At 65.5% G+C, this 25735-nt stretch carries 30 protein-coding genes; 14 read left to right on the top strand and 16 right to left on the bottom strand.

Annotated features, from left to right (window positions below; translation table 11 throughout):
• Positions 1-25: 25 nt before the first annotated feature.
• The 3 genes from ABOZ73_RS07535 to ABOZ73_RS07525 form a co-directional block, all read right to left on the bottom strand.
• On the bottom strand, positions 26-802 hold the full coding sequence (locus tag ABOZ73_RS07535) for a helix-turn-helix domain-containing protein (protein ID WP_369062025.1): 777 nt from the start codon (positions 800-802) through the stop codon (positions 26-28).
• A 17-nt stretch (positions 803-819) separates the two neighbouring features.
• Positions 820-1227: a GFA family protein gene (locus ABOZ73_RS07530; protein WP_369062024.1), complete on the bottom strand. Its 408-nt coding sequence runs from the start codon at positions 1225-1227 to the stop codon at positions 820-822.
• 311 nt (positions 1228-1538) lie between these two features.
• Positions 1539-2390 (bottom strand): NmrA family NAD(P)-binding protein, encoded by an 852-nt coding sequence (locus ABOZ73_RS07525; RefSeq protein ID WP_369062022.1) that lies wholly within the window; start codon positions 2388-2390, stop codon positions 1539-1541.
• Positions 2391-2590: 200 nt separating this feature from the next.
• Here ABOZ73_RS07525 and ABOZ73_RS07520 point away from each other — a divergent pair, with 200 nt between their 5' ends.
• Complete coding sequence (locus ABOZ73_RS07520) at positions 2591-2938, top strand: DoxX family protein (protein ID WP_369062020.1); 348 nt, start codon at positions 2591-2593, stop codon at positions 2936-2938.
• 133 nt (positions 2939-3071) lie between these two features.
• Here the strand turns inward: ABOZ73_RS07520 and ABOZ73_RS07515 are convergent, their stop codons facing one another.
• On the bottom strand, positions 3072-3422 hold the full coding sequence (locus tag ABOZ73_RS07515; RefSeq protein ID WP_369062018.1) for a winged helix-turn-helix transcriptional regulator: 351 nt from the start codon (positions 3420-3422) through the stop codon (positions 3072-3074).
• Between the two features lie 110 nt (positions 3423-3532).
• On the opposite strand from ABOZ73_RS07515, the gene ABOZ73_RS07510 reads away from it, so the two are divergent.
• Entirely contained in the window at positions 3533-4249 is a 717-nt protein-coding gene (locus tag ABOZ73_RS07510) for a glutathione S-transferase family protein (protein WP_369062016.1), read from the top strand.
• A 39-nt stretch (positions 4250-4288) separates the two neighbouring features.
• Here ABOZ73_RS07510 and ABOZ73_RS07505 read toward each other — a convergent pair whose 3' ends face one another.
• Positions 4289-6118 (bottom strand): DUF885 family protein, encoded by a 1830-nt coding sequence (locus tag ABOZ73_RS07505; protein ID WP_369062014.1) that lies wholly within the window; start codon positions 6116-6118, stop codon positions 4289-4291.
• Positions 6119-6436: 318 nt separating this feature from the next.
• Here ABOZ73_RS07505 and ABOZ73_RS07500 point away from each other — a divergent pair, with 318 nt between their 5' ends.
• The 4 genes from ABOZ73_RS07500 to ABOZ73_RS07485 all read left to right on the top strand — a co-directional run bounded on the left by ABOZ73_RS07500 (position 6437) and on the right by ABOZ73_RS07485 (position 9681).
• Positions 6437-7069, top strand: coding sequence for a helix-turn-helix domain-containing protein (locus ABOZ73_RS07500; protein ID WP_369062012.1), 633 nt, complete (start codon positions 6437-6439; stop codon positions 7067-7069).
• Positions 7070-7071: 2 nt separating this feature from the next.
• Positions 7072-8292: a type II toxin-antitoxin system HipA family toxin gene (locus tag ABOZ73_RS07495; protein ID WP_369062010.1), complete on the top strand. Its 1221-nt coding sequence runs from the start codon at positions 7072-7074 to the stop codon at positions 8290-8292.
• Between the two features lie 257 nt (positions 8293-8549).
• Positions 8550-8891, top strand: a complete 342-nt coding sequence (locus tag ABOZ73_RS07490; RefSeq protein ID WP_369062008.1) for a hypothetical protein — start codon at positions 8550-8552, stop codon at positions 8889-8891.
• A 34-nt stretch (positions 8892-8925) separates the two neighbouring features.
• Complete coding sequence (locus ABOZ73_RS07485) at positions 8926-9681, top strand: hypothetical protein (protein WP_369062007.1); 756 nt, start codon at positions 8926-8928, stop codon at positions 9679-9681.
• A 736-nt stretch (positions 9682-10417) separates the two neighbouring features.
• Here ABOZ73_RS07485 and ABOZ73_RS07480 read toward each other — a convergent pair.
• The 5 genes from ABOZ73_RS07480 to ABOZ73_RS07460 all read right to left on the bottom strand — a co-directional run bounded on the left by ABOZ73_RS07480 (position 10418) and on the right by ABOZ73_RS07460 (position 14841).
• Entirely contained in the window at positions 10418-12496 is a 2079-nt protein-coding gene (locus tag ABOZ73_RS07480; RefSeq protein WP_369062005.1) for a catalase, read from the bottom strand.
• 136 nt (positions 12497-12632) lie between these two features.
• Positions 12633-13493, bottom strand: a complete 861-nt coding sequence (locus tag ABOZ73_RS07475) for an alpha/beta fold hydrolase (protein ID WP_369062003.1) — start codon at positions 13491-13493, stop codon at positions 12633-12635.
• Between the two features lie 210 nt (positions 13494-13703).
• Positions 13704-13901 (bottom strand): hypothetical protein, encoded by a 198-nt coding sequence (locus ABOZ73_RS07470; protein ID WP_369062001.1) that lies wholly within the window; start codon positions 13899-13901, stop codon positions 13704-13706.
• A gap of 518 nt (positions 13902-14419) precedes the next feature.
• Positions 14420-14668 carry a hypothetical protein gene (locus tag ABOZ73_RS07465; RefSeq protein WP_369061999.1) on the bottom strand — a complete coding sequence of 83 codons (249 nt, stop codon included), beginning with the start codon at positions 14666-14668 and terminating at the stop codon, positions 14420-14422.
• Positions 14665-14841 (bottom strand): DUF3606 domain-containing protein, encoded by a 177-nt coding sequence (locus tag ABOZ73_RS07460; protein ID WP_369061997.1) that lies wholly within the window; start codon positions 14839-14841, stop codon positions 14665-14667. Before ABOZ73_RS07460 ends, ABOZ73_RS07465 begins: the two co-directional genes overlap by 4 nt.
• A 177-nt stretch (positions 14842-15018) precedes the next feature.
• On the opposite strand from ABOZ73_RS07460, the gene ABOZ73_RS07455 reads away from it, so the two are divergent.
• The 5 genes from ABOZ73_RS07455 to ABOZ73_RS07435 all read left to right on the top strand — a co-directional run bounded on the left by ABOZ73_RS07455 (position 15019) and on the right by ABOZ73_RS07435 (position 17261).
• Positions 15019-15270, top strand: a complete 252-nt coding sequence (locus tag ABOZ73_RS07455) for a hypothetical protein (protein WP_369061995.1) — start codon at positions 15019-15021, stop codon at positions 15268-15270.
• Between the two features lie 38 nt (positions 15271-15308).
• Entirely contained in the window at positions 15309-15497 is a 189-nt protein-coding gene (locus tag ABOZ73_RS07450; protein ID WP_369061993.1) for a hypothetical protein, read from the top strand.
• A 227-nt stretch (positions 15498-15724) separates the two neighbouring features.
• Positions 15725-15937 carry a hypothetical protein gene (locus ABOZ73_RS07445; protein ID WP_369061991.1) on the top strand — a complete coding sequence of 71 codons (213 nt, stop codon included), beginning with the start codon at positions 15725-15727 and terminating at the stop codon, positions 15935-15937.
• Positions 15930-16607: a DUF6766 family protein gene (locus ABOZ73_RS07440; RefSeq protein ID WP_369061989.1), complete on the top strand. Its 678-nt coding sequence runs from the start codon at positions 15930-15932 to the stop codon at positions 16605-16607. The genes ABOZ73_RS07445 and ABOZ73_RS07440 overlap by 8 nt, the downstream gene beginning before the upstream one ends.
• Positions 16608-16709: 102 nt before the next feature.
• Positions 16710-17261 carry a sigma-70 family RNA polymerase sigma factor gene (locus ABOZ73_RS07435; protein WP_369061987.1) on the top strand — a complete coding sequence of 184 codons (552 nt, stop codon included), beginning with the start codon at positions 16710-16712 and terminating at the stop codon, positions 17259-17261.
• A gap of 4 nt (positions 17262-17265) precedes the next feature.
• Here the strand turns inward: ABOZ73_RS07435 and xth are convergent, their stop codons facing one another.
• Positions 17266-18045 (bottom strand): exodeoxyribonuclease III, encoded by a 780-nt coding sequence (gene xth / locus ABOZ73_RS07430; protein ID WP_369061985.1) that lies wholly within the window; start codon positions 18043-18045, stop codon positions 17266-17268.
• A 32-nt stretch (positions 18046-18077) separates the two neighbouring features.
• Positions 18078-18293, bottom strand: a complete 216-nt coding sequence (locus ABOZ73_RS07425) for a DUF5961 family protein (RefSeq protein WP_369061983.1) — start codon at positions 18291-18293, stop codon at positions 18078-18080.
• A gap of 142 nt (positions 18294-18435) precedes the next feature.
• On the opposite strand from ABOZ73_RS07425, the gene ABOZ73_RS07420 reads away from it, so the two are divergent.
• Genes ABOZ73_RS07420 through ABOZ73_RS07410 form a run of 3 tightly spaced genes read left to right on the top strand, consistent with a single transcriptional unit; the run spans position 18436 to position 21030 of the window.
• Positions 18436-19029: an SRPBCC family protein gene (locus ABOZ73_RS07420; protein WP_369061981.1), complete on the top strand. Its 594-nt coding sequence runs from the start codon at positions 18436-18438 to the stop codon at positions 19027-19029.
• Between the two features lie 22 nt (positions 19030-19051).
• Positions 19052-20245: a zinc-dependent alcohol dehydrogenase gene (locus tag ABOZ73_RS07415; protein ID WP_369061979.1), complete on the top strand. Its 1194-nt coding sequence runs from the start codon at positions 19052-19054 to the stop codon at positions 20243-20245.
• Positions 20242-21030 carry an SDR family NAD(P)-dependent oxidoreductase gene (locus ABOZ73_RS07410; protein WP_369061977.1) on the top strand — a complete coding sequence of 263 codons (789 nt, stop codon included), beginning with the start codon at positions 20242-20244 and terminating at the stop codon, positions 21028-21030. Before ABOZ73_RS07415 ends, ABOZ73_RS07410 begins: the two co-directional genes overlap by 4 nt.
• On the opposite strand, the gene ABOZ73_RS07405 is transcribed toward ABOZ73_RS07410, so the two are convergent.
• The 4 genes from ABOZ73_RS07405 to ABOZ73_RS07390 all read right to left on the bottom strand — a co-directional run bounded on the left by ABOZ73_RS07405 (position 21027) and on the right by ABOZ73_RS07390 (position 25734).
• Complete coding sequence (locus ABOZ73_RS07405; protein WP_369061976.1) at positions 21027-21485, bottom strand: hypothetical protein; 459 nt, start codon at positions 21483-21485, stop codon at positions 21027-21029. The two genes, ABOZ73_RS07410 and ABOZ73_RS07405, sit on opposite strands and share 4 nt — an antisense overlap.
• 419 nt (positions 21486-21904) lie before the next feature.
• Positions 21905-22324 (bottom strand): type II toxin-antitoxin system VapC family toxin, encoded by a 420-nt coding sequence (locus ABOZ73_RS07400; RefSeq protein WP_369061975.1) that lies wholly within the window; start codon positions 22322-22324, stop codon positions 21905-21907.
• Positions 22321-22575 carry a plasmid stabilization protein gene (locus tag ABOZ73_RS07395; protein ID WP_369061973.1) on the bottom strand — a complete coding sequence of 85 codons (255 nt, stop codon included), beginning with the start codon at positions 22573-22575 and terminating at the stop codon, positions 22321-22323. The genes ABOZ73_RS07400 and ABOZ73_RS07395 overlap by 4 nt, the downstream gene beginning before the upstream one ends.
• Before the next feature lie 408 nt (positions 22576-22983).
• Positions 22984-25734: a PAS domain S-box protein gene (locus ABOZ73_RS07390; RefSeq protein WP_369061972.1), complete on the bottom strand. Its 2751-nt coding sequence runs from the start codon at positions 25732-25734 to the stop codon at positions 22984-22986.
• Position 25735: the final 1 nt, after the last annotated feature.

Here is a 25735-nt window from a genome sequence, read left to right as displayed (position 1 = left end):
CGCTCGTCGCCGCGCGACTTGAACGTTATTGCGCTCGGTACTGGGAAGGGCTGACGCCGACGATCCGCTGGAACTGCCGGGTCAGGTGCGCATGATCGCAGTAACCCAACGCCAGGGCGATTTGAGTGATCGTCTGTCCCCCGTGCAGCATGAGGCGGGCCTCGTCGATCCGGCGCTGATTTCGATAGGCGAGCGGCGAAAGCCCCATCGTCCTCTTGAAAGCCCGGACGAGATGAAAGCGGCTCAGGCCCGCGACCTGGGACAACTGCTCCAGCCCAAAATCGTGGGCGTAGTTGTCGTCGATATAGTCTTTGACCCGCCTGATATCGGCCCCGGCCAACTCCGGCGCCTGACGCGGTTGGGCGGACGCGCTGGCCCGGCCGAGCGCCTCGATGAGGGCGGCGAACGCCGTTTCCTGCTCAAGCCGATCGCTGGAGCGCTCCAAGACCGCATGGGTCGCGCGCACGCGCTCGTGCAGCGCGCCATCCTCGCTCACTGCGCTGGCGAACTCAGGTCGCTCTTCCAGCCACTGCGTCATCACCCCATCGGGGATGTAGAAGACGCTGTAGCCCAAGGGGCTGGGCGGGAGGCTGGCGTTGGCGTGGGCCTGCTCGGGATGAAGCAGAAGCGTGCTGCCCGCAACCGCGATGTGCCTTTGGCGGCCCACCTCCAGGGTCTCGGCGCCGCTGGTGACAGCGCCGATGACGAACTCCCGGTGGGTGTGGGTTGGGAAGGCCCGCTGCGGATAGAAGGCGCGAACAAGCTCGACCCCGCCGAACGTCTCCAGGGACTTGAAGCGCACGCAAGGAGAAGCGCTCGTCATAGATGGCGCACTTCGTCAGGGCTGTTCCACCAGTTGTCGTTCAAGCCATCGCAGTAGGTCGTAGGCTTGGCGAGCAGCTCTTCGACCGAAAGATCGTCCAGGGCGGCGATCCGCACCCCGGCATAGGCGCCGCCCATGGCGTCTATCGAGCCATGACCGTGGGTGGCTGTCCCGCATTCGCGGCAGAAGCGATGGTGCGTCTCAAAGCCGTCGCCCTTGCGGGCGTAGTCCCCAAGATGCTCTTCGCCCCTGATGAGCTGGAAGCTCGCCGGATCGACCTGGACGTTCCAATTGCGCTGTTTCCAGCAGTAGCGGCAATTGCATTTGCTGGCGCCCTGGAAGTCCATCGCGACCTCGAACGCGACCCGGCCGCAGTGACAGCTGCCGCTGTAGGTTTTCAGCATGACGTCCCTCCTTAAAGCTTCGCCGGTCTACGCCAGCCTCGTTCGCACGATCTCGCCCGGTGAGCCGCCGCCGACCGCCGCGCTGGGAGCGCTACGTCAGGTCAGCTCGCCAGGGCGAGGCCGTAAAGCCGCCTGGCCGCAGATTGTCCCGGACAGCGTTCAGCCAGAAGACCCAATCGCTAGCCGGGACCGCAAGCTCGCCAAAAGGGCGCGCTGCGTTCTTCGACAGGTCTCGCAGCGAACCTAGCCTTGCGCGCCGGCGCCGACTTGAACGCAGTTGCGCCCCGCATGAGTCCGCCGCGTTTCCTTGCTCAGGTCGATCCAAGCGCTTGGATGTGAACCTCCAGGCTCACCACGCCCCGCCGCGGATCGCCAGGGCTGACCTCATCGTCGATCGTGGCGGCGGTCATCCGGGCGTAGGAGGCGGCCGCCGCCTTTGAGAAGCCGGCCTTCAGGAAGTAATCCTCCCAGCCTTCGCGCGGGACCGTATCGACCTCCACGCGGCGGCCAAGCTTGGTGCTGAAGGCGCGGGCGACATCGGAGAAGCTGTAGCGCTTTGGTCCCTCCAGATAGGCGATCCCTACATCCCCTGTATCGCCGAGCAGCCGCTCGGCCCCCAACTCGCCAAGATCGGTCGGGGAGACCATGGGCAGCGCGAAGTCGGCCGGAAAAAGCGTGGGCAAGGAGCCCTGCTCGGCGGCCGGGGCCAGCATGTCGAGATTGGTGAAGTAGTAGGCGCCGCGGTTGATCGCTGTGGGAATGGCGGCTTCTTCAACCCAGCGCTCGAAAGCGTAGAGGCTCGAGAAGTCGCCCACGCCTTCTTGCGCCCGTGCGCCGTAGGTTGAGGCCACCACCACCTTCTCCAGATCCGACCCGCTGACAGCATCGGCGATCGCGCGGGCCGTCCGCAGCTCAAACGCGCTTGTGTCGCTGCTCGGGTCCGCCGGCGGGTTGAGAAGGAAGGCGCGTCGTCCGCGCTTCAATACCGCCCTTAAGGCCTTGACGTCCTGGACATCGGCCACGGCCGTCTCGACGCCAGGCTCGGCCAAGGTCTCGGCTTTCTTCGCCGAATGGACGACGGCCAGGACGGGGGCGTTTCGTCGGCGAAGCGCCGCAACGACCTTTGAACCGACGTTTCCGGCGGCGCCTAGGACGACATGCATGGGTGTGATCTCCTTGACCTTGGATCGCCCCCCGGCGTCGTTTGGTTGTTGTGTCGCCCCTCAGCGACGGGAGCGTACGGCCTTCAAAATGGCTTGGGGGCCGCTGGGTTCACATCGACGCCAGCGCGCGTGGCGACGATCTGCTCGACACAGATCCATTTTGAGGGCTCTGATCCTAGTCTTGGGATGGGGAGGGACATATGCGCCGATGGCTGATGCTGAAGCCGCTCGAGGGCCTTGGCGACGCTGCGCTCCTGGCGATGCGCCTTGGGGTCGGCTCGTTTCTGATCTGGGGCGTTTGGGACAACATCACCAGCGCCGAACATATGCGGACCTTCGAGACCTTTCTAGCCAAGTACGGTTTCGTTGCGCCGCATCTGATGGCGCCGCTGTCGGTATGGGTTCAGTTCGCCTGCGGGCTGGCCTTCATCCTGGGCGCGTTCACCCGCTGGGCGGGCCTGTTATGTGCGGCCAACTTCGTCGTGGCGATCGTCATGTCGATCACACCCTGGGCGTCCGCGGCTCGTTCTCCTCGGCGTGCCTGGTGATGATCGGTCTGTTCCTGGCCGCGCATGGGCCAGGCAATTTCGCCCTCGATAAGGGGCTGGACAAGAAGCTGGCCTAGCGTGCGGAGCGAGCACCCGGACTGCGCCGTCAGGATTGAAGCGGGATGGTGCAGGCCTAGGCGGCGTCGAGCTGGGGTCCAGGCGCGCCGCCCTGACGTGAAGCGCACTGTTCCCACCAGTCTCCCAGGGCGTTGATCAAGGGGACCAACGCCTCGCCGTGGGCGCTCAGGGCGTAGTCCACCCGCCGCGGATAGCCGCCGAAATCTGTCCGTGTCACGACGCCCGCCGCCGCCAGCCTGCCCAGCTCCAAGGACAGCATGCGATGGGAGACCGTCGGATTGTCGCGCCGCAGGTCGCTGAACCGACGCGGACCGTCCTTCAGATAGTAGATGAGGAGCGTCGGCCAGCGTCCGCTGAGCACGCGCATGACCTCCTCGATGGGGCATTCCGAGACGACGGTCTTCATGCTGCGGCTCCGGCCTGGTTACAGAAAAGTGCGTGATTTACACGGTCCGTTCCGTGCCTAGTTTCCTCGGGGCCTCGCGCAACAGCGCGCTATTCTGTGGAGACCCCAATATGGAACCCATCCTCGTCTACGGCTACCCCGCAGGCAGCTCTATGGGGCTGGTCGCGGCCCTCGAATGGCTAGGGCGGCCCTACCGCCTGTGCCGTGTGGACATGCTTGGCCAGATGCGCGAGCCGTCCTACGCCCGCCTCAACGCTCGCATCGAGACGCCTGTCCTGATCACCGACGAGGGGCTCGTCGTGACCGAAACCATGGCCATCGCCGCCTGGCTGGAAGCCAGGGATGTCGAGCGGCGGATCAGCTTCGATCCGCGCGACCCGCGCACCGACCGCATGCACCAGTTCCTCGGCTTCGTGAACACGGGCTTCACCGGCGCCTTCAGCCCGCTCTGGACGGCCATGGAGACGAAGACCGACGACGCCGCCTTCCTGGAGGCGCTTCGCCGCTACGGGCAACAAGCCGTCCTCGAACGTCACGACAAGTTGGAGGCGATGCTGGGCGACACGCCCTTCCTGCTGGGCGCCGATCCGACCCTGGCCGACGCGGTGTTGATCGGCGTCGCCCGCTGGTTGGATGTCCACCAGGTCGCCGACACCGACCGCTGGCCGAGACTGGCGGCCTTGCGGCGTCGCCTGGAGGCGGACCCGGCCGTCCTGTTCGCCACGGCCCTGGAGATCGATCCAAAGGACGCTTCAGGATCGTCGGCCTTCCTTGGACATGTGACGCTCGATGAGGTGATCGAGCGGTACGTCCGCAAGCCCGAATAGGGACGGCGTCGGGATCGGGGGCTGGCGCGCGAAGCGCGCCTACCCCCGCTGAGCCGCGATCCAGTTGTCGACCACGCGCTCCAGCACCGTCAGCGGCACGCCGCCGCCGGCCAGGGCGGTGTCGTGGAAGCTGCGGATGTCGAAGCGCGCGCCGAGCGCCGTCTTGGCCTTCTCACGCAGGCGCACCCACTCGTTGTGGCCGACCTTGTAGGCGCAGGCCTGGCCCGGCCAGGCGCAGTAGCGCTCGATCTCCGACGTCGCCGCGCCCTGGGCCCGGCCGGTCTGTTCGATCATGTAGGCGATGGCCTGTTCGCGGCTCCAACCCTTGGAGTGGATGCCGGTATCGACCACCAGGCGAACGGCGCGGAACAGCAGCGACTGCAGGAAGCCGACGCGGCCAAGCGGATTGCTGTCATAGGCGCCCAGCTCGTCGGCGAGCTGTTCGGCATAGAGGCCCCAGCCCTCTGCATAGCTGGAGAAGAACAGAGTGTTCATCAGCTTGGGCGCCGCGGCGCTTTCCTGCTGCAGGGCGATCTGCAGGTGATGTCCCGGCGAGGCCTCGTGATAGGTCAGGGTGGGCAGGCCGTAGACCGGCCAGTTGGCCGTGTCGGTCAGGTTGATCCAGTAGATGCCCGGCCGCGTCCCATCGAGGCTCGGCGAGTTGTAGTAGCCCTGCGACGCGCCTTCCTGGATCTCCGGCGGCACGCGCTTGATCTCGACGATGGACTTGGGCAGTCGGCCGAAGGCCTTGGGCAGGCGGCCCTGCATGTCGGCCATCTGCTTGTTCAGCTGAGCGATCAGCTCGACCTTGGCCGCATCGGTGTTGGGATAGACCTGGCCGGGCAGGGCGCTGAGGCCCTTGATCCGCTCGGCGACCGTGCCTTGGGTCATGCCCTGCGCCTTGAGCAGCGCGTCCGAGCGCGCCGTCAGGTCGGCCACCTGCTCTAGGCCGATGCGGTGGATCTCGTCGGCGGTCAGGCGGGTGGTGGTGATATAGTGCAGGGCGTTGGCGTAGTACTGCTCGCCCTGCGGCAGGCGGGCGACCGAGGCGTTGTGACCGGCGGTGGGCAGGGCAGCCTTGAGCGCGTCGTTCTGGCGCTTGAGCGCCGGGTTCACGCGCTTGTCGACAATGGCCTGGACGCGAGCCGCCCAATCGCCGGCGATCTTCTTCTCACCCGTGCGGCGGGCGACGGAGCGCACCAGGGTCGACTGCGCCGCGGGCGTGGCCAGCATGCCTTCCTGCTGGGCGATGGTCTTGGCCAGGATGAAGTCGGGCGGCACGACCCCGCGCTTGAAATCCTCCAGCATCCGGTCGGTCTCGGCGGCGAGGACATCGGCGAAGGCGTTGACGCGGGACACATAGGCCTCGGCGTCGGCGGCGGTCTCGATGGTGTGCTGGTTGTCGAGGAAGTCGGCGGTGTTGACGTAGGCGCCGCCTCCCTGGTTCACGCGATAGATCTGCGGCCAGCCGCCCTGACCATAGGGGATGTCGTAGGTGGCGATCACCGCATCCAGGTTGGCGGCGATGGTGTCGTAATAGATGCCGTCCTGGGTATCCATCGTTGCGCGGTCCAGCTTGCCAAGCTCGGCGCGAGTGCGGCGGTTGAAGGCGCGATTGGCCTCCTCCTCGACCAGGGTCGGAACCGTCAGCTTTGACTTGGCCGCGGCCCGCGCGCCCTTGTCGAGCCCGAAGCTGGTCGCCAGCTCGGGCGACTGATCGAGCGTCGCCTCGAAAGTGCGGTCCATGAAGGCGGCGAGCGACGCCTTGGCCTGCGCCGCGCCCGCCGGAGCCGCGCGACCAATGCTCGGCGCGCCCGAGGCGGCCAGGGCTGCGCCGGCGGAAGCGAGAAGGCGACGACGATCGATCATGTGAAAGCTCCTGGGCGCGGGATGGCGAGGCGCCGACAGGACGGGCAAGTCGGGCAAAGGTCAAGATCACAGGCCAAAACGAGGCTGTGCTGGTTCGGTTTGCGCTGACCAGGCGCCAGCTCCACAACTCTGCGGGTCGTTCGGCGCGGACCCTAACCAGAACCTCACGGGAAATGGCTTGAACTTCGTCCACCAGAAGGCGGGGCCTTAGCCTCAAAGACTTTGCCACACACGATAATATAATATGATGTATCAATCTCGTTTAATGATATAGAATACGACATTGTCGGTTGCAGTTTCGGTCGAATAAGATGCATAATGTCGTATCAAGCACCATCTGTGATGCAAAGTAAGAAATCAAAACGTTACAGCTTCGAGCCGCTGACGGGAGCGATACGTCGAGAACGACAGTCCAAAGGCTGGAGTCAGCGTGACCTCAGCGCGCGTACCCACCTGACTCAGGCGCAAATCTCCCGGATTGAAAACGGAGAGGTGGATCTGCAGCTTTCGACACTTCTGGAATTGGCGCGCTCGCTCGATCTCGACCTGCACCTGGTGCCCAGATCGGCGCTAACCGCCGTGGGGGCGGCTGTCCGGTCCACCGAAGAGCAGACCCGGGAGCGAAGCTACAGGACCTTACTCGCCAACCTGCGCCGCCTTGCCGAAGAGGCGCAAACGTCCGCACCGGGGCGTGAAGACATCGCGTCCATCGCATCCAGCCTTCAGGAACTGGAGCCTCTCACCAGCCATCTGAGTGGGCCATTCATGACCGCTGACCTGAAGCGCCTGCAAATCGACCTCGAGCGGTTCCTCCAGTCTGCGCCGGCGGAGCGCCCCGGCCAGACGAGGGCCTTTGGAAAGGCAGCCGCGTGGTTGAAGACGCTCAGAAACACTGCGGCGCACCTGCCTCATTCTGAGCGTCCGGCGTACAGCCTGGATGACGAGGACTGACCATGTCCGCAGACGCGCTCGAAGTTCTCCTTCATGACCGACGGATCGGACTGATCACCGCCTTGGGCGGCGACCAATCGATCTTTGCATTCGACGATGACTACGCCGACGATCCCGACCGCCCGACGCTCAGCCTTTCATTCAAGGGCGAGCGCGGCGGACTGCTTCGCGATCATCGGCCGACGCAGACGCAATTGACGCCGTTTTTCTCCAACCTTCTGCCCGAAGGCGCACTGCGGGGGTATCTGGCAAAGCGCGCCGGCATCAAGCCGATGCGCGAGTACCTTTTGCTTGAGGCGCTTGGTCCTGACCTTCCCGGCGCGGTCTCGGTTCGCCCAATCGGACGCGATGCGTTTAATGAACATCACCACGATGATCCCGACGAGAGCGCCGCGCGCCAGGGCGCGCTTAGGTTCTCCCTCGCCGGCGTGCAGTTGAAGTTCTCGGCGGTCGAGAAGGCGCGAGGGGGGGTGACCATCCCCGCGAGCGGCCAGGCCGGGGACTGGATCATCAAGTTGCCGTCTCTCCGCTTCCGCGGCATGGCGGCCAACGAGTACTCGATGATGAGCCTCGCCCGGACGATGGGTATGGATATTCCGGACGTGGAACTAGTGCCGCTCGACAAGATTCATGGCCTCCCGGAGGGAATTGGCAAGATCGAGGAAGACGCTTTTGCGGTCCGTCGGTTCGATCGCGCTGAAGATGGCGGCCGCATACACATCGAGGACTTTGCTCAGGTGTTCGGGGTCTATCCCGCCGAGAAGTACGACAAGGGCTCCTATCGCCACCTTGCAAAGGTTGTTTGGCGGGAAGCGGGTGAAGATGGCGCTCGCGAATTCATCCGGCGCCTGGTGTTCAACACACTCATCGGCAACGCCGACATGCACTTGAAGAATTGGTCGCTGATATACCGTGACGGCCGGACACCCGAGCTGTCCCCCGGCTACGACTTCCTATCGACAACCGTCTACATCCCCGATGAGAACGCGGGCCTCAAATTCGCGCGCACCAGGCGAATGGACGAGTTTAGCCTCGATGAAGTCGTCTACATGGCCGCTCGGGCGGGACTGCCCGAGACCCTAGCGCGAAGCGAGGCCGTTGAAGCAGTCGACCGCTTTCATGAGATATGGAACGCCGAGCATACGCATTTGCCAATAGCCGACGACCTTTCGGCCGAGATCGAGAGGCTGCTTGCCGTCGTGCCAATCGCTCGGGGCCGTTAGGGGCGGACGGCCCCTGCTAGGCCAACTTGGCGCGTTCCTCCCCGCGCCGAGATCAGTTCCTCAAGTCACGATTGCGTCCGCACCGGCCTCGCCCGTTGGCGAGGCGGCTCACAGTCGAGCCATCTTGGCGGTCGTGTTCAAGATTACGCGCATGCGTCAGCCGATGCAGCGTCCACACCAAGGCGCGAGCCAGGCTTGGCCTTAGGAACTGTTGGCCTTCCCGGAGGCTTTGAGCTCCCACTGGCAGGGAGATCAACATGCTGAAACCGATAATGGGCGTTGCGCTGGCGGCCCTGATGTTGGCCGCGTGCGGCCAAAAGACTGAGACCGAAAACGTCGACGGCCCGGCAGTGTCCGCGTCGCAAGAGCCGCGCAACGAAGCGGTGGACACCACGCCTAACAGCGGCGAAGCCGGCCCCACGCCGGGAGCCAATTCCTACACCGCCGACCAGGCGCGAGCGGCCTTGGAGAAGGCTGGCTACACCGACATCAGCGTCCTGAACCAGAACGAGAACGGGCTTTGGCAGGCCGCCGCCGTCAAGGACGGCAAGTCGGTCAATGTCTCGATCGACTACAAGGGCGCGGTCACCGCGCGCTGATGTTCCCCATCCATTTTGACCTAAGGACCTCGCCATGAGCAGGACGATCACGCGGCTGTTCGACAGCCATCTGCAAGCCCTCGACGCCGTCTCCGATCTGGAGGCGCGCGGCGTCGACAAGAACCGCATCAGCATCGTTTCCAATAACGCCGACAACTGGCACGATGGCCACAAGCACGCCTCGCGAGCGGCTGACGCCGGCCCCCTGGGCGATCGCAACGGCGACGGCGAGAACGACGTGGCCGACGGCGCCGGCAAGGGCGCCGCGACCGGCGGCGTGGTCGGCGGCGGGGCTGGCCTGCTTGCCGGTCTTGGCATGCTGGCCATTCCGGGCCTGGGCCCGGTCGTGGCCGCCGGCTGGCTGGCGGCGACCGCTGTCGGGGCCGTGGTCGGCGCGGCGGCTGGCGGCGCGGCAGGCGGTCTGCTGGGCGCGCTCAAGGAAGCCGGCCACAGCGATGAAGAAGCCAATGTCTATGCCGAGGGTGTCCGCCGCGGCGGCACGCTGATCAGCGTCAAGGCCAAGGACGACGAAATCGCCACCGTCGAGAGCGTTCTCAATGGACGCCGCGGCGTGGACGCCGCAGTGCGCGGCGGCGCCTATCGCGAAACGGGCTGGACTGGCTTTGATCCAGCCGCGGCCCCCTACAGCGTCGATGACGTGCGCCGCGAGCGCGGCCTCTACGGCGAGGATCGCTCCTTCGCCACGGGCGCCGGCGACGACGGCGCCGTCGATGACGCCGGCCGTCGCGTCGACAACGATCCGACCTACCCGGCGCGCCGGGAGTTCTAGTCGGTGATCCGGGCCTGAGGGGCCGATCATTTCCGGGATCGTGAAGCCTCCCGGAAAGGCGCCTGTCCGCGGCTCCCCGCGCGGGCAGGCGCATTGCCGTGTGCGCCCGCGGTTGCCAAGCGCCGACAGGACTGGCCCGTTCGGCGAAGGTCAAGGTTGGCGCTCGGTCCGGGTGCGCTCGTGGACCTCGTCCGGAGAGGCGCTCCAGCCTCGCAGTTCAGTGGCTCACCATTCGGCGCGGTGAGTGATCCGCGAGGCGAATCTGGGGGTCAGCGGATGGTCGAGGCTCGCCGCAACCAGTTCTGCGGCGACTTCTTTTGAAGCATCGCTTAGCCATGCGTGCGGCCTCCTTGACGAGGTCTGCAGCATCCTGATGGCGCGCTCGCGCCAATTTCTCTATCTGGCGCGATATCGCGTAGCGCGTACTTGCCGCTAAGCGTCATGGCGAGCCTGAGCCGCTGAAATTGAAGGCGCCATAGGGCAGGGCGATGGCAACATCTTGAAGCGGCGCCAGACGCGCCTGCCCGCCCCCGGCGAGCAGCGCGTAGCTCTTGGCGTGGGCGTCTGTGCCGGCGATGGCCAGTTGATCGAGATGGCCAGGATGAAGGTCTGGGCGTCGATCATCAATGTTCTCGTTCGCTTACATTGGGGAATGTAAGCGAACGAGAACATGGCGCGCTGTGCCTGTATTGAAGTCAGGGGAGCTGGCTCGCAGCCAGCCCCCCCTCGCGGAGGCTCAGGCCAGGGTGCGAACTTTCGGCTCGCGCGCGAAGAAGCGTTTGGCGGCCGCCTGGATGAAGGCCTCGTCCAGACCACAGACCCCTTCGTCTGCTTCCACGCCCGCCTTGTCGAGCAGGGGCTGGGCCTCATCGCTGGCGCCGATGGCCTTGAGGTGCCCAAAGGCGTCCATGACGAACTGCACCGCGGCGGCCTCCTTGAGCAGGGCCGCGCAGCCCTCCTGTGAGAGCACGATGGCTGCGGCATCCACCAGCACCGACGGCGTGCCCGCCAGTTGGCCGTCGACGGGACGAAGCTTGCCGTCCGACAGTTTGGCGCCGCCGATCTTGGGGGCGATGAGCACCGCTCGCGCGCCGGCTTCCTTGATCTGGGCGAGCAAGGCGTCGAGCACGCCAGCATCGGTCCCGTCAGCGATCAGCACGCCGACCGAGCGGCCCTGAAGCGTGTCGGCCATGCGCGGGCCGTTGATGATGCGAAGAGCAGGCGACGGCTCAAGATCCTGCACCGGGGCGGCGGTGGGAGCGGCCTGGGGCAGCGGCATGTTGAGGCCGTCGGCCACCCGCTTCGCCAAGGCCTCGTCTACGTTCAGCAGGTTGGACAGCATCCGCGTGCGGATCGCCTCTATGCCGACCTTGGAGAGTTCGAAGACCAGGCCAGAGGCGAGGTGGGCCTGTTCGAACGGATCCATGGATCGGTAGAACAGGCGCGCTTGGCTGTAGTGATCGGCGAAGCTTTCAGGGCGCAGGCGCAGCTTCTCACCGTGGTCGGAGGCGGGGGCCGTCCTAAACCCGGTTATCGGACATTCGCGTGGGCCTGTGGGCTCGCCCGCCTCGCCCAGGCTGTTGGGCTCGTAGTTGGCCCGGCCCTTGGGGCGGCCCATCTGCATCATCCCGTCACGCTGGAAGTTCATCACCGGGCACTTAGGAGCGTTGACCGGAATCTGGTGGAAGTTGGTCGTGCCAAGGCGGCTTTTTTGGGTGTCCAGATAGCTGAACAGTCGCCCCTGCAGCAGCGGATCGTCGCTGAAGTCGATGCCGGGCACGATATTGGCCGGGCAGTAGGCGACCTGCTCGGTCTCGGCGAAGAAGTTATCGGGCCAGCGGTCCAGCACCATCCGCCCGATCAGACGCACGGGAAGCACTTCTTCGGGAATGATCTTGGTGGCGTCGAGCACGTCATAGGGCAGGGCGTCGGCGAAGGCCTGGTCGAAGGTCTGGACGCCCAGCTCCCACTCGGGAAAGGCGCCGCGCTCGATCGCCTCGAAGAGGTCGCGGCGGTGGAAGTCGGGGTCCGCCCCGGCGATCTTGACCGCCTCGTCCCACACCGTCGACTGCAGGCCTTGCTTGGGCTTCCAGTGAAACTTGACGAAGGTGACCTTTTCCTCGGCGTTGATGAAGCGGAAGGTGTGGACCCCAAAGCCCTCCATGGTGCGCAAGGAGCGCGGCAAGGTGCGGTCGGACATCTTCCACATGATCATGTGGGTGGATTCCGGCATCAGGCTGATGAAGTCCCAGAAGGTGTCGTGGGCGCTGGCGGCCTGCGGATAGCCGCGGTCGGCCTCCATCTTCACAGAGTGGACCAGGTCGGGGAACTTCATGGCGTCCTGGATGAAGAACACCGGCACGTTGTTGCCGACGAGATCCCAGTTGCCCTCCTGGGTGTAGAATTTCACTGCAAAGCCGCGGACGTCACGTGGCGTGTCGATGGAGCCTGCGCCGCCAGCCACGGTCGAGAACCGGGCGAACACCGGGGTCTTCTCGCCGGCCCGCTGGAACAGGTCGGCCCGGGTGATGTCCGCCAGCGACTCATAGAGTTCGAAGTAGCCGTGGGCGGCCGAACCCCGCGCGTGGACGATGCGCTCGGGAATCCGCTCGTGATCGAAATGGAAGAGCTTCTCGCGAAGGACGAAATCCTCCAGCAGCACCGGACCACGGGGGCCAGCCTTCAGCTGGTTTTGATTGTCAAAGACCGGCACGCCCTGGTTGGTCGTCAGCCGATCGTCGCTGATCGGGCCGGTCGTCTGGTGAGTCTCGCCGCCGGCGCCGCGGTCGCCCCGCAGAGTGTCGTTGTTGGGCATGTCCGCCTCCCTTTGTGTCGCGACACAACAGGGCGGACCGCGGACGGTTCCTCCCCCCGCCGTGCAGACACATAAACTTACGAAGCAGGCCAAGCGTCCAGGCCACACGCGAATGCGGCCGCCGGTCATTTGGGGCCTAGGGCTGGAGGCCTTCCATGAACTCGCGGATCAGGGGCTCGACCGCATCGAGATGTGTTTCCAAAAGCCAGTGCCCGCCGTCATCGAACATATGCAGGTGTGCGTCGGGCAAGTCGCGAAGGTAGGCCCGGCCAGCAGCGGCCGGCATGTAGCTGTCATTGGGCCCCCAGAGGATAAGGGCGGCAGGCTGATGGTCGCGCAGATAAGCCTGGTAGCGCTCGAACCAGTCTCGGTTTTCGCGAAGGCCGGCGATGACTTCCAGATGGATTGACGCGCGCTGCGGCGTGGTGAGGGCCCAGTGGAGCTTCCAAAGATCGGGAGATAGCCGATCTGCGACCGCCTGGCTGCCGTTCAGGAACTCGTGGCGATACCCCGCCTCATTGATGGCGTCGCCTAGCTTGGCCTTGGCCTGCGTCGTCGGGTTGTCCCAGTAGGCCTTGAGGGGATCATATCCCGGACCCAGCGCGTCCTCGTAGATGTCCCCATTTTGGATGATCAAGCCGGTGATTTTGTCGGGATGCGCGATGGCCAGTCGAAGCCCGATCTGCGAGCCGAAATCGTGAAGGTAAAGCGCGAAGCGTTCAGCCTCCACGGTGCGCGCGAACCGATCCAGGAATGCTGCGAAGCCATCGAAGCCGTAAGCGAACTCCAGTGGCGTGGCGCTGTGACCGCATCCCGGGAAATCGGGCGCCAGAACCCTGAACCGGTCCCCCAACCGCGCGGCGAGGTTGCGAAACTCATATGAGGAACAAGGATAGCCGTGGGGCGCCAGAAGCACCGGAGCGTCCTTGGGCCCCGCCTCACGATAGAAGACGGCGACCCCGTCGATGTCGATGGTCCGATGGTGAACTTGCGCCATGACGACCTCGCCTGTGGGTCGTCTGAAACGCGCGCTGGGCATCGCCGTTGCGCATCCCACCAAGAAGGCCGTCCCTTGCAGCCCCGCGCGCGATGGCGGACAGCTTCCTTGCGCTGGCGACCGGTGCCGGGCCACGGCGGGCCCCACTGCAACCCGCAATCGAGCTTGGAACCACGACGATCGGCAAGCCGCTGGTCAGGGTCCATGAATTTATTGAAGTCGATCGCGCAGTTGGCCTTCGCGTTCATCATAGGTCGCGGGGTGTGAGTACTCCTCGCGCGTGGCCTCCTCGGTGATGTTGTCGTTGGCCTTGTTGCGGGTCTTGTACCGCAAAAGGCCGTAGGCGAGCGCCAGGCCGAGCAATATGACCCCAATCGGAAACGCCATTTCCCACGTCAAATTCAACATGCCTCATCTCCAGATGCTGTTGGTGATGACGTTCGCCAGGCGCACCTTGTTCCGCGTGTTGTCGAAAATCGTCCGCGCGATCAGCCGAGGCGACCTTCGACAAGGTGTCAGGCCCTGGCGCAAGCCGTCCACGGGGGGACTGGCCTCCACGCAAGGGCGTTCACGCGGGTCGCGCGACCGCTTGGAAAATGTCCCGTTTGAAGGACGAGCCGGTCGTCAGTCATTGGCGGCGTAGGGCGTGTTGCGCACCAAGCGGCGGTTGAGGTCAGGCGCTCCATCCGTCCACCAAACGGGGCCCCTCTCGCCAAGCCCATGCTTGGCCAAGTCCACAGCGGCTCTTGCGTGACGCAGGCCGTCCACGTCGCCGGCCCTCTTTGCCGCCAAGACCGCCCGGCGTGCGGCCATCAGTTCGTTGACGAGGCGCTCTCTGTCGCTGGGCGCAAGGTATGGATTTGCAGCGCGCCACAGACGGCCCCGCACGATGATGTAGCGGCCATCCGGGGTGGTCTGAACCATGGTCAGCGCGGCTGTTGCGGCGCCTGCCCATCGTTGTTGTGACCTTGGGTGTCAGAGGTCGGTTGCTGCATGGCTGTATCAGCCGCCGTGGCGGGCGCGCCGTCCGGCGTGACCTGCCTGGCTGTTCCGGCCGGGGCCGAGGCCGAAGCGGCGTCAGACTGGCTTTCGGGTGTGGCGGGAGGGGTCTTTTCCGAACAGGCGGCGACGGAGAGGGCCGCGATGGTGGCGACCGCGGGAAGGCGCAAGATCATTGGCCAAGCTCCTGGCGAACTTTCTCGACGCTGGGCCCGACCTTTTGGACGGCCGCGCGCAGGCGGTCCTCGGACACGCTCAAGGCGCCGGTCCAGTAGCGGACCTCATGATCTTCGCCCAGGGCGATCAGGCTGCGGTCGGGCTCGCCGACTTTCATCTTGTCATCTGACATGTCGTCCTCCTTGCCTAACGCCAAGTCGCGGCGAGGCGAGACAGTTCCCGGCGGCGGTCGCGGCGGTCGTGGCGATCCTCGTCGAACTCAAAAAAGTCACTCAGCCAGCTTGGCTTTAGGAGCAAGGCGGCCCGCATCGTCGTTGTCGGCCCCGAGTACAACTTATGGAGGCTCATCATGAGCAACGCCGAACGCGAAGAAGACATCGACGCCCTGATCGCCGCCACTCCAAGCCTCGTGGCCGAGGTCAACGCCGTCAAAGAGGTCGTGCGCCGTCTTGCGGTCCTGGCCGCCCGTGATGATGAAGCCCGCAGCTTTCTGGGGGAGCCCGTACGCTACGAAGGCATTGACGACCCTGAAGCTGAGGAACTGGCCGCACAGGTCAGCGCCAAGATCGCGGAGATCGTTGAGGCCCCCACGGCGGCATGAGGTTCACGCCGCCCGCCACCCTATCGAAGGAGACTGTCATGCTTGCAAGTTCAGCCGCCGCCGCTGATTCAAGGCTCGAGGTTAAGGTCGTCGACGAAGGGGTCGCTCTTTTGGGGCCCGATGGCGTGATCGCCGTGCTGCCGCAAGAGGCCGCCGCCGCCGTCGGACGGCGTCTGCTGCAGGCGGCGGACGACCAAGCCGACATCTATCAAAAACCTCTGGGCTGACCGCCGCCCGCGCCGCCCCACGTCCCAAGCGGGGTGGCGCGAACCTGCGGTCCGACGCCTTCGCTCGAAGGCTCATTCGACCCGGCAGCCGAAAGCAGCTGGCCGGCGCTCACAGGCGCCGCGCCGACCAAACCCGCTGCAGCTACGGCTTGGGCGTTCAGATGTTCCTGAGAACAGGAACAGCGCCTCGCCAGCCTACGTTCATTCCCCACACTGGGAGCAAGCTCATGGCCAACGAAGATCTTAAGTTCCACAAGCCCGCCGGCCCGCCCCCGACGACGCCCTTGGGTGGGGGCAAGGTCGAACTGCACGACTACGCAAAGGAGCAAGGTGCGGTCACCCGAAAGGCGCATGACGAAGCGGCCGCGCGGCTTGATCGCGCCGCTGGGATCGAGCCGGCGCCGGCCGACCGCCGCGGCGCCCATACGCCCGATGAGTAACGTCTCCCCCGCGGCGAGCTTCAAGCGGCGGATCGCCGATAACGGACTGACCTTGGCGCTTATCGCGCTGTTCGCCATCAGTCTGTTGGGCCACTGGGTCTTCGGCTGGCGTGCAGCGGTGGAGGAATTGCAGCGCCACGGCCAGCCGATGATCGGATTGTTGGCCTATGCCGGCGATCCGGAATTTCTCTCTACGGTCTTCGAAAACTGGGAGAGCGAGTTCCTGCAGATGAGCGTCTATGTGGTGCTCACCGCAATGCTGATTCAGCGAGGCTCGGCGGAGTCGCGCGCCCCCGATGATCCGCCGCGCGACACGCTGCCCAGCGATGATGTCCAAGCGCCCCGTCTTGCCCGAGCAGCCGGCGTCGCCGGCTGGCTCTACAGCCACTCGCTGGGTCTCGTGCTGGCGGCGTTGTTCGTCGCCTCGTTCATCCTGCATTGGCTTTTCAGCGCCAGGGCGGCGGCGCAGGAAGCCCTGCTGCACGGTCAGCCCGTCACAGGCGCGGTAGCCTATCTTGGCGATGCGCAGCTGTGGTTTGAGTCCTTTCAGAACTGGCAAAGCGAGTTCCTCTCCACGGCCGCCCTCGTGGTCTTCTCAATCTTCCTGCGTCACAAGAATTCGCCAGAGTCCAAGCCGGTCGCCGCCCCCGATCACCAGACAGGAGCCTGAGCTGCGCCCCGCGCGAAGCCTTGCCGTACACGCCTTGGCCCGGGCCCCAGCGTCGGCTTGCGCACATAGGAACGATCGCTGAAGCGGGGGCTTTTGCGGCACATGGGTAAGCCGTCAGATCCGTTTCTCGCAGAGCTCGAAAGCCTTCTGCCCGCCGCCCGCGCGTTCGCGATCGGCCTGGCCAAGTCAGTCGCCGACGCCGAGGACGTGCTGCAAGACAGCCTCCTTCGGGCCTGCCGCTTTCGCGATCAGTACACGCCGGGCACGAACATGAAGGCCTGGCTCTACATGATCATCCGCAACACGTTCTTGTCCCTGATCCGCAAGCGGCGGCGCGAAGTGTCGCTGGAGGTCGAGGGCGACGAGCCTCGTCATGAGGCCGACCAGGAATGGCGGGCGCGGCATCGTGATCTTCTCAAGGCGCTCGAGGCCTTGCCATCCTATTACCGCGAAGCCCTTCTCCTCGTCGTGGTCCACGACCTGTCCTACGAGGAAGCAGCCTTGGCGGCCGACTGCAGCGTGGGGACCATCAAGAGCAGGGTCTTCCGAGCCCGAAGCCTACTGGCCGGATTGCTGGACACCCAGCGGCCTATCCTTCGCTCCAAGCCGCCCGTGACCACGGACGCCCGGGATTGGGCGGCGGCAGGGGCCTAGGGCCCTATTCGGATAAATTCAGCTCGATCCAGACGGGCGCATGGTCGCTGGGCTTGTCGCGCCCGCGGACGAAGCGGTCCACGCCGGCCGCTCGCAGGCTCGGAGCGATGGTCGGGCTGAGCAGCAGATGGTCGATGCGAAGGCCAGCGTCGCGCTCGTAGGCTTGTCGCAGATACTTCCAGAAGGTGTAGATGCGCTTCCCCGGATGCAGCTTGCGGATCGCGTCTGTCCAACCGCTGTCGACCAGCCGCGCATAGGCGGCGCGAACCTCCGGTCTGAAGAGCGCATCATCGCGCCAGCGCTCGGGCGCATAGACGTCCAGATCCGTGGGCATGACGTTGAAGTCCCCGGCCAGAACCGCCGGCACATCGGCGGCGAGCAGGACGTCGGCCCGCGCCTGGAGGCGGTCGAACCAGCGCAGCTTGTAGTCGAACCTGGGACCCGGCGCTGGGTTGCCGTTGGGCAGATAAAGCCCGGCGATCACCACGCCCTGCACGGCCGCCTCGATATAGCGGCTTTGATCATCCTTCGCCTCGCCGGGCAGGCGCGAAAGGATCGGCTGAGGCTCGGCGCCACGCGCCAGGATCGCCACGCCATTCCACCGCGTCTGGCCCCGCCATATGGAGCCATAGCCCGCCCGCTCCAGGGCGGCGGCGGGAAAACGTTCCTGCGGCGCTTTCAACTCCTGCAGACAGACCACGTCCGGCGCTGTCTCCTCCAGCCATTGCAGAAGGGCAGGAAGGCGGCCGTTGACGCCGTTGATGTTGAAGGTGGCGATGCGCACGCTTCACCGATCCCGCAGCATGATGGCGCGCCCTAGCACTGGCGGGTCTCTCCCGTGCCCAGGTCGATCACCAGGCAATGCTCGTCGTGACCGTCACAGGGACGAACGATGACGGACAGTTCGCCGTCCTCGGCGTCGGCGACCTCCAGCCAGGCGACCGCCGCCTCCTCAATGCTTTGCGCTTGAACCAGACGTCCGGCGCGCTCGCCGGATCGGCGCACCAGATAGGTCTGTTCCTGATTGGACATGGGCGGTCCTCCACGGCTTTGCGAACCTGTCCCCCAGGAAGGTTCCGGCGACCGACATGTTCCCAAGGCCCGCAAGCGCCGCCTTGGGAACAAGCCGGATGGCGGCAGGGTTGGGATCGCACGGATAAGCCAGGAGAGCCGGATGTCTTCCCAAGAAAAAAACCTGGAGCGCGCCCTGCAAAGCGATGCGCCCCTGACCGCCGCGGTGCATCAGCGCGACGTCGCCCATCAGGCGGCTGAGGCGCGGGACTGGGATCAAGCCTCCCTCGTCGGTCGCACCGTGACCATCAACCGCCCCCGCGCCGAGCTGTTCGCCTTCTGGCGAGATTTTCGGAATCTTCCGCTGTTCATGGAGAACATCGTGGCCGTCGAGGTCCTCGACGACCGCCGCTCGCGTTGGACGGTCGAAGCGCCGGCCGGCAAGACCGTCGAGTGGACCTCGGTCATCACCGAGGAGCAGGACGGCGCGGTGATCGCCTGGGAGTCCGAAAAGGACGCCGACATCAAGAACGCCGGCCGCATCGAGTTTCGCGACGCGCCGCCAGGGCGCGGCGCCGAAGTGACCGCCACCATCGTTTACGACCCGCCCGGCGGCGACCTTGGCAAGCTGATCGCCAAGCTCTTCCTGAAAGAGCCCAAGGTGCAGGCGCGCCACGATCTGCGCCGCTTCAAACAGCTCATGGAGACCGGCGAGATCTCCACCTCGCAAGCCCCCGACGCGGCGCCTCGCGCCTGATCCCAGATTTCAAGGAGACCCCATGCGCGCCCTGACCTGGCACGGAAAGCACGACGTCCGGATGGAGACCGTTCCGGACCCCAAGATCGTCAATCCCCGCGATGCGATCATCAAGATCACCTCGACCGCCATCTGCGGTTCTGACCTGCACCTCTACGATAGCTACATCCCCTCCATGCATAAGGGCGACATCCTCGGGCACGAGTTCATGGGCGAGGTTGTCGAAACCGGGCCGGGCAGCACCCTGCAGAAGGGCCAGCGCGTGGTGGTCCCCTTCGTGATCGCCTGCGGCAAGTGCTTCCACTGCGAGAAGACGCTCTACTCGGCCTGCGACAACTCCAATCCGGCCGAAAAGGCCGACATGTCCGAGATCGCCTACGGCTATCCCATGTCCGGCCTGTTCGGTTACTCGCACATGACCGGCGGCTATGCTGGCGGCCAGGCCGAATACGTGCGCGTGCCCTATTCGGACGTCGGTCCCATCGTCATCCCGGACGGCCTGGAGGACGATAAGGTCCTGTTCCTTTCCGACATCCTGCCCACGGGATGGATGGCGGCGGAAAACTGCGACATCGAGCCTGGCGACACCGTGGCGGTCTGGGGCTGCGGCCCGGTCGGCCTGTTTTCGATCCAGAGCGCCTTCTTGCAAGGCGCCCATCGCGTGATCGCCATCGACCATTACCCGCATCGTCTTGAGCTGGCCCGATCCATGGGCGCCGAAGTGATCAACTACCATGACGTCAAGGTGCGCGAGGCGCTCATGGAGATGACCGGCGGCATCGGTCCGGACGCCTGCATCGACGCCGTCGGCATGGAAAGCCACGGCTTCGCCATCGACAACGTCATGGACGCGGTCAAGGCCGCCACCCGCATGGGCACCGACCGTCAACATGTCCTTCGCGAGGTGCTCATGGCCTGCCGCAAGGGCGGCCGCGTCTCCATTCCCGGCGTCTATGGCGGGGTCGGCGACAAGCTGCCGATCGGCGCCCTGATGCAGAAGGGTCTGCAGATCAAGACCGGCCAGACCCACGTCCAGCGCTACAGCCGCCAGCTGCTGGAGATGATCGGCGAAGGCCAGATCGACACCACCTTCCTGATCAGCCACCGCCTGCCGCTGGAAGACGCCGTGGAGGGCTACAAGATGTTCAAGGAAAAGCAGAACGAGACGACCAAGGTGGTGCTCAAGCCGGACTGGAGCAAGGGAGCTGTCCAATGACCGATATCCGACCTCTCGCCGTCATCACCGGCGCCTCCAGCGGCATCGGCTACGAGTTGGCCAAGCTGGCGGCCCAAAACGGCTATGACCTGATCATCGCCGCCGACGAGGCGTCCATCGTGGAGGCCCGTCAGGCCCTTTCGGCCCATGGCGTCGCCGTCGAGGCGGTCCACGTCGATCTTTCCGACACCGAAGGCGTCGATGAGCTGCTCGACGTGATCGCCGGCCGTCAGGTCGACGCCCTGATGGCCAATGCAGGCCGTGGCCTTGGCCACGCCTTTCTCGACCAGGACTTCAACGAAATCATGCATGTGGTGGACACCAACATCACCGGCACGATCTATCTGCTGCACCACCTGGCCCGCCGCATGCGCGACGCCGATCAAGGCCGCATCCTGATCACCGGCTCCATCGCCGGCCTGATGCCTGGCAGCTTCCAAGCCGTCTACAACGGCACCAAGGCCTTCATAGACAGCTTCTCCTGGGCCCTTCGCAATGAGTTGAAGGATACGGGCGTGACCGTCACCTGCCTGATGCCCGGGCCGACTGACACCGACTTTTTCGAACGCGCCGATCTGCTCGACACCAAGGTCGGCTCCGATCCGAAGAAGGACGATCCGGCCGATGTCGCCAAGGTCGGCTTCGAGGCGATGATGAAGGGCGAGGGCGACGTGGTCGCTGGCTGGAAGAACAAGATGCAGGCGGCCATGGCGGCGGTGACGCCGCAAAGCGTGTTGGCCGAGCAGCATCGCAAGATGGCCGAGCCCGGCTCGGATCGTTCCTAAGCCTTGCGACGGGCGGCCGCCAGGCGGTCGCCCAGCTTGGCCTTGCGAGAGGCGTAGTGCTTGTCGAGGCGCGCCTCCTCTGAATCGAGGGCGGCGCGCCTTTTTGCGAGGTCGGCGCGAGCGGCGTCTTCTTTCGCTTCGAGCGCCGCCTGTTCGGCTTTGATGGTCTCGATGCGCCGCTTCGCCGCTTGCTGGGCCTTGGAAACCTTGGGGGCGGGCTCAGGCGCGGGCAAGCGTATGGGGCCCTTCCGGCCGCCGGCGGGCCGCTCCAGGACGACATTCGGCTGCTGAGCCGCCGCCCTCACCAGCGCCGCCTCGTCGGTCTCCCTCGCCGCTCCCTGCTTGAAAAGGTCCTGCCGCACGCCCCAGGCCGCCAGAGCCTTGGGTCGCGAGGTCGTGGCGACGACGAAATCCGTAAGGCCGTCCGAAGTGATGAAGGTTTTGAGCCGGGCCATCCAGCTTCAACGCGCAAGAGGGCCGGTAGGCATTCATAGACTCTGCGTGCAGGGCTGCGTTTCTTTGGGGGCGTTCTGGGCGAAGATGTCAGCCCGTCAGACGCGGTGTCGCAACTAGGCGATCAAGTCGCCGATCAGGCCGCTGGCGGGGAGGCGGCAGGCGTGATCGATCTTGCTGATTTGGTCGAGATCGATCTTGCGCCGACCGCGCCTTCAGTGGTGTTTCGTACTCAGCCTTATCGGACAGGGCCGCACGTTGGTCAGACCCAGCACCGCCTCCTTAGCAAACAGGCCTGATACGAATCCGATTGGTCCCATGACCGGATACCTATCGGCCCGCTCGCCATGGAAACGGACAGGCTGTTGTCTACCGTTAGTCTCGTCTCTTCAAAACACGCGGGGTGATGCCGGATCAACGCCTACGTTGCGGTCCACGGATCGATGACCTCCAGACCTCCAGCTTCGAAAGGACCGGTGTCGCGCGTTGCGACGGCAAATCCATTCGCCGCTGCGATTGCTGCGATGTAGCCGTCAGGCGTGGGGAAGCCTCTTCCAACCTTGCGAGCGTTAGCCGTCAGATCGGCATAGCTGCGCGCAGCGGCGGTATCGAAAGGCAAGATCCTGTCTTCGAACAGATCGACAATTCCGAGCACGGCCTGTCTGAGCATCTGCTTGCGACGACCATCTGGAAGGGCGCTTACCCCAAACAACATTTCCGCGACCGTCACGCTCGACACGAACAGCGTTTCGGGCGCTTGGCGATCCAGCCAGGCGCCGACGGCCGAGGAGGGCTCGGGTCTGATCGCCTCTGAGACGACGTTCGTATCGAGCAGTATCATTCGAAGCGCATGGGTTCAGCGGGCTTGCGGTCAATCGCAGCCTCCAACGCGTCGAAGTCGGCATTCGTCAGTCCGGCGTCGCGGCTCAATGCCGACAACATCATGCCCAGGCGCGGACGATCCGCGGGGTGCACGGCGGCTTCCAGAATCTCACGAATTTCAGCTTCCGTGCTTCGCCCATGACGAGCGGCGCGAGCCTTCAGAGCGCGGTGCGTTCTCTCTGAGATATTGCGGACCGTAACGGCGGCCATAACGTGCTCTCCGAAGGGGGTGATATCATCACATAATAAATGATATCACGGCAGCAACTTCCTATAGTCGTGAAGGTGCGAGCCGGCGACGAGATCACTGATCAACTGGCGATCCTCGCCTCCCATAACTGCCGAGGCCCCCCGTCGATGGCGGGCCGGAGATCAGCCGATGCCACCGCAGCGCGCCAAACGGCAAGATGGGCTGTCGTCGGACGGCCGTGCATCGAGACCGGAGGTGCCCGCCCCTTAGAACCCAAAGCTGGCGCTTGCGAGGGTATCGCGCCTTACGTCTTCGGACTTCTCGTCAGGTCGCCGTTCGTGAGGATTTCAGAAAATGCGCTTCAACCCGCTCGCCGCCGCCAGCCTCGCGGCAAACTGGTTGGGTCGTGCGACTGATCAGCGGCCGGGTCAGCGCGCGGAGATCATCGCTTCGATACGGCGACCGAGCTCGTCGATGTTGAAGGGCTTGGTGATCACCTGCATGCCCGGCTCCAGCGCAAGGCCGTCGTCCGCGGCCGCGTGGGCGTAGCCGGTGATGAACAGCACCGGCAGGTCCGGCCGGCCCTGGCGGGCCAGGTCGGCGAGCTGGCGGCCGTTCATGCCCGGCAGACCCACATCGGTGACCATCAGATCGATCGCCTCGACGCCCTCGAGCCGCGGGAGGGCCTCGTCGGCGGCGGCGGCCTCGATGGCGCGATAGCCGAGCTCTTCCAGCACCTGCAACACGAGCAGGCGAACGGCCGGATCGTCCTCGACAACCAGAACGGTCTCACCTTGGCCTTGCGGCGCAGCCAAGGTCTTGACCGGCTCGGCCTGCGCCTGGCCAAGGTGGCGCGGGATCAGCAGGCGCACGGTCGTGCCGCGCCCCTCGATGCTGGAGATCCGCACCGCGCCCTTCAACTGCTGCATGAAGCCGTAGATCATCGACAGGCCAAGGCCGGTGCCCTGGCCCAGCGGCTTGGTGGTGTAGAACGGCTCGAAGACCTTGGCGATGACGGCCGGCGGCATGCCGACCCCGGTGTCCGAGACCGACACCTCCACATAGTCGCCGGGGGCGATCGCCTCGGCGGGGTCGAGCGCCTCGGCGCGCAGCACCCGGTTGGCCACGGTGATGGCCAGGCGACCGCCCGCGGGCATGGCGTCGCGGGCGTTGATCGCCAGGTTGAGGATGGCGCTTTCCAGCTGGTTGGCGTCGGCCGCGCCGGGCCACAGGTCGTCCGGAATGCTGGTCTCGATCTTCACCTGCTCGCCCATGGTCCGCGACATCAGATCGCTCATCGAGGCGACCAGCGCGCCGACGTCGGTGGCGCGGGTGTCGAGGGTCTGGCGGCGCGAGAAGGCCAGCAGGCGATGGGTCAGGGCCGCCGCCCGCTCGCCCGACTGGGCGGCGGTGTTCAAGAAGCGCTCTGCGTCCTCGGTGCGCCCGGTCTGCAGGCGTTTGCGCACCATCTCGATGCCGCCGAGTATGCCGGTCAGCATGTTGTTGAAGTCGTGAGCGATGCCGCCGGTGAGCTGGCCCACCGCCTCCATCTTCTGCGCCTGGCGCAGCTGGTCCTCCAGCACCCGGCGCTGGGTGACGTCGCGGCCCGCGCCATAGAGCGCGCCGCCGTCCGAGCTTATCGTCCAGCTGATCCAACGCCAGGCGCCGGTGGCGTCCTTCATGCGACAGTCGAAGTCGCCGCTGCCGCCGTCCTGGGTCGTGCCCCTTAGCTGAGCTCGGGCCGCCTCGGCTTCGTCCGGATGAATCAGGGCCGTGACGATCGTGCCGAGCAGGCTGTCGACATCGTCGGTCAACATCGACCAGGCCGGATTCACCGCCGTGAAGCGCCCCTGAGCGGAGGCGACGAAGAGCAGGTCGCGCGACAGGTTCCAGATGCGGTCCCGCTCCTGGGTGCGCTCGACGATGTTCTCCTCGAGAGTCTCGGTCAGGACCCGCAGACGGGTCTCCGCCAGCTTGGCGTCGGTGACGTCGTAGATCACGCCGGTGAAGCTGACGGCGCCGGTTGCGTTGTGAGCGTGATGTTCCCCGCGCACCGTCAGCCACCGCTCCTGCCCGTCGTCCGCTCGCAAGATGCGAAGGGTCTGAAATTCGGAAGCCGGATCACCCCATTGGCCGACCAGGGGCGGATCATCCGGATGAACCAAGCTGTTGATTGTGCGAACTGGAAGGCTCTCGGCCGGATTTAGACCGAGCAGACGGCAGAACTGCTCGGACACCTCCACAGTGCCAAACCCGCTGAGGTACTCGAACGTGCCGACGCCGCCCGCTGACTGCGCGATCCGCAGGCGCTCCTCGGCGCGCTTTTGGTCGGTGATGTCCGCCAGCACCCCCGACAGGCGGGCCGGCCTGTCGTCGTCGTCAAGCCAGGTGCGGCCACGCGCCGAGACCCACCTTATGGCGCCGTCCTCGCTGACCACACGATAGTCGCGAACGAAGACCTCGGCGCCGTTCTTCACCCCGGCGATGGCGATCTTCATGCGTAGAAGATCATCGGGATGAATCGGATCGTAGAAGGCCTTGGCGGGCAGGCCGGCGGCTGCCAGCACCGGGTCCAGGCCGTAGAGAGCGGCGAACCGCGCGTCGGCCACCAGCACGCCGGCGGCCAGATCCCATTCCCATGCGCCCGCGGCGCCGGCGACGGCGCGGGTGACCCGCACGCGCTCCTTGGCGGCTTTCAGATCCTGGCGGGCCTTTTGCAGTTCGGCGGGCAGATCGGGATCGAGACGCTCGGTCGTAATGTCGACGAGCGAGGCGAGCTGGAAGACCGAGCGACCGTCGGCGTCGGCGATGGTGCTTACCGCCATGCGGCACCAGAAGGACCGGCCGTTCTCGCGGCGCAGCTGAAGATCGGCGCGGGCGCTCTTGTGCGTCTCAAGGCTCTTCTCCACCTCGGTGACGACGTTCGCATCGGTCGAGTCGCTGAGCAGGATCCTGGCGCTGTAGCCGATCAGCTCAGCCTTGTCGTAGCCCGTCAGGTCCTCGAAGGCGGCGTTGACGAAGACGATCGGTGCGCCCGACTGCCTAGGATCGCTGACGCAGATGGCTGCGCCGCTGGCGGCGAGGGCCTCGAAGACGGGACCGGCGAGGGCGCGCAGCTGCGCCAGGACGTCGGCGCCGAAAGCGGCCGTCTCCTGCGGGGATGCTGCGCCCTGGTCCATG

The organism is Caulobacter sp. 73W, from assembly GCF_041021955.1.
Classification (GTDB): domain Bacteria; phylum Pseudomonadota; class Alphaproteobacteria; order Caulobacterales; family Caulobacteraceae; genus Caulobacter.
Note: the sequence above shows the minus strand (reverse complement) of the source record. Positions and strands in the feature narration are given on the sequence as shown.

What these genes read in the sequence shown, in the direction of transcription:
- ABOZ73_RS07530 (WP_369062024.1), bottom strand. Translation starts at nt 1,227, where the DNA reads ATGCTGAAAACCTACAGCGGCAGCTGTCACTGCGGCCGGGTCGCGTTC.
- ABOZ73_RS07525 (WP_369062022.1), bottom strand. Translation starts at nt 2,390, where the DNA reads ATGCATGTCGTCCTAGGCGCCGCCGGAAACGTCGGTTCAAAGGTCGTT.
- ABOZ73_RS07520 (WP_369062020.1), top strand. Translation starts at nt 2,591, where the DNA reads ATGCGCCGATGGCTGATGCTGAAGCCGCTCGAGGGCCTTGGCGACGCT.
- ABOZ73_RS07515 (WP_369062018.1), bottom strand. Translation starts at nt 3,422, where the DNA reads ATGAAGACCGTCGTCTCGGAATGCCCCATCGAGGAGGTCATGCGCGTG.
- ABOZ73_RS07510 (WP_369062016.1), top strand. Translation starts at nt 3,533, where the DNA reads ATGGAACCCATCCTCGTCTACGGCTACCCCGCAGGCAGCTCTATGGGG.
- ABOZ73_RS07505 (WP_369062014.1), bottom strand. Translation starts at nt 6,118, where the DNA reads ATGATCGATCGTCGTCGCCTTCTCGCTTCCGCCGGCGCAGCCCTGGCC.
- ABOZ73_RS07500 (WP_369062012.1), top strand. Translation starts at nt 6,437, where the DNA reads ATGTCGTATCAAGCACCATCTGTGATGCAAAGTAAGAAATCAAAACGT.
- ABOZ73_RS07495 (WP_369062010.1), top strand. Translation starts at nt 7,072, where the DNA reads ATGTCCGCAGACGCGCTCGAAGTTCTCCTTCATGACCGACGGATCGGA.
- ABOZ73_RS07490 (WP_369062008.1), top strand. Translation starts at nt 8,550, where the DNA reads ATGCTGAAACCGATAATGGGCGTTGCGCTGGCGGCCCTGATGTTGGCC.
- ABOZ73_RS07485 (WP_369062007.1), top strand. Translation starts at nt 8,926, where the DNA reads ATGAGCAGGACGATCACGCGGCTGTTCGACAGCCATCTGCAAGCCCTC.
- ABOZ73_RS07480 (WP_369062005.1), bottom strand. Translation starts at nt 12,496, where the DNA reads ATGCCCAACAACGACACTCTGCGGGGCGACCGCGGCGCCGGCGGCGAG.
- ABOZ73_RS07475 (WP_369062003.1), bottom strand. Translation starts at nt 13,493, where the DNA reads ATGGCGCAAGTTCACCATCGGACCATCGACATCGACGGGGTCGCCGTC.
- ABOZ73_RS07470 (WP_369062001.1), bottom strand. Translation starts at nt 13,901, where the DNA reads ATGTTGAATTTGACGTGGGAAATGGCGTTTCCGATTGGGGTCATATTG.
- ABOZ73_RS07465 (WP_369061999.1), bottom strand. Translation starts at nt 14,668, where the DNA reads ATGATCTTGCGCCTTCCCGCGGTCGCCACCATCGCGGCCCTCTCCGTC.
- ABOZ73_RS07460 (WP_369061997.1), bottom strand. Translation starts at nt 14,841, where the DNA reads ATGTCAGATGACAAGATGAAAGTCGGCGAGCCCGACCGCAGCCTGATC.
- ABOZ73_RS07455 (WP_369061995.1), top strand. Translation starts at nt 15,019, where the DNA reads ATGAGCAACGCCGAACGCGAAGAAGACATCGACGCCCTGATCGCCGCC.
- ABOZ73_RS07450 (WP_369061993.1), top strand. Translation starts at nt 15,309, where the DNA reads ATGCTTGCAAGTTCAGCCGCCGCCGCTGATTCAAGGCTCGAGGTTAAG.
- ABOZ73_RS07445 (WP_369061991.1), top strand. Translation starts at nt 15,725, where the DNA reads ATGGCCAACGAAGATCTTAAGTTCCACAAGCCCGCCGGCCCGCCCCCG.
- ABOZ73_RS07440 (WP_369061989.1), top strand. Translation starts at nt 15,930, where the DNA reads ATGAGTAACGTCTCCCCCGCGGCGAGCTTCAAGCGGCGGATCGCCGAT.
- ABOZ73_RS07435 (WP_369061987.1), top strand. Translation starts at nt 16,710, where the DNA reads ATGGGTAAGCCGTCAGATCCGTTTCTCGCAGAGCTCGAAAGCCTTCTG.
- ABOZ73_RS07425 (WP_369061983.1), bottom strand. Translation starts at nt 18,293, where the DNA reads ATGTCCAATCAGGAACAGACCTATCTGGTGCGCCGATCCGGCGAGCGC.
- ABOZ73_RS07420 (WP_369061981.1), top strand. Translation starts at nt 18,436, where the DNA reads ATGTCTTCCCAAGAAAAAAACCTGGAGCGCGCCCTGCAAAGCGATGCG.
- ABOZ73_RS07415 (WP_369061979.1), top strand. Translation starts at nt 19,052, where the DNA reads ATGCGCGCCCTGACCTGGCACGGAAAGCACGACGTCCGGATGGAGACC.
- ABOZ73_RS07410 (WP_369061977.1), top strand. Translation starts at nt 20,242, where the DNA reads ATGACCGATATCCGACCTCTCGCCGTCATCACCGGCGCCTCCAGCGGC.
- ABOZ73_RS07405 (WP_369061976.1), bottom strand. Translation starts at nt 21,485, where the DNA reads ATGGCCCGGCTCAAAACCTTCATCACTTCGGACGGCCTTACGGATTTC.
- ABOZ73_RS07400 (WP_369061975.1), bottom strand. Translation starts at nt 22,324, where the DNA reads ATGATACTGCTCGATACGAACGTCGTCTCAGAGGCGATCAGACCCGAG.
- ABOZ73_RS07395 (WP_369061973.1), bottom strand. Translation starts at nt 22,575, where the DNA reads ATGGCCGCCGTTACGGTCCGCAATATCTCAGAGAGAACGCACCGCGCT.
- ABOZ73_RS07390 (WP_369061972.1), bottom strand. Translation starts at nt 25,734, where the DNA reads ATGGACCAGGGCGCAGCATCCCCGCAGGAGACGGCCGCTTTCGGCGCC.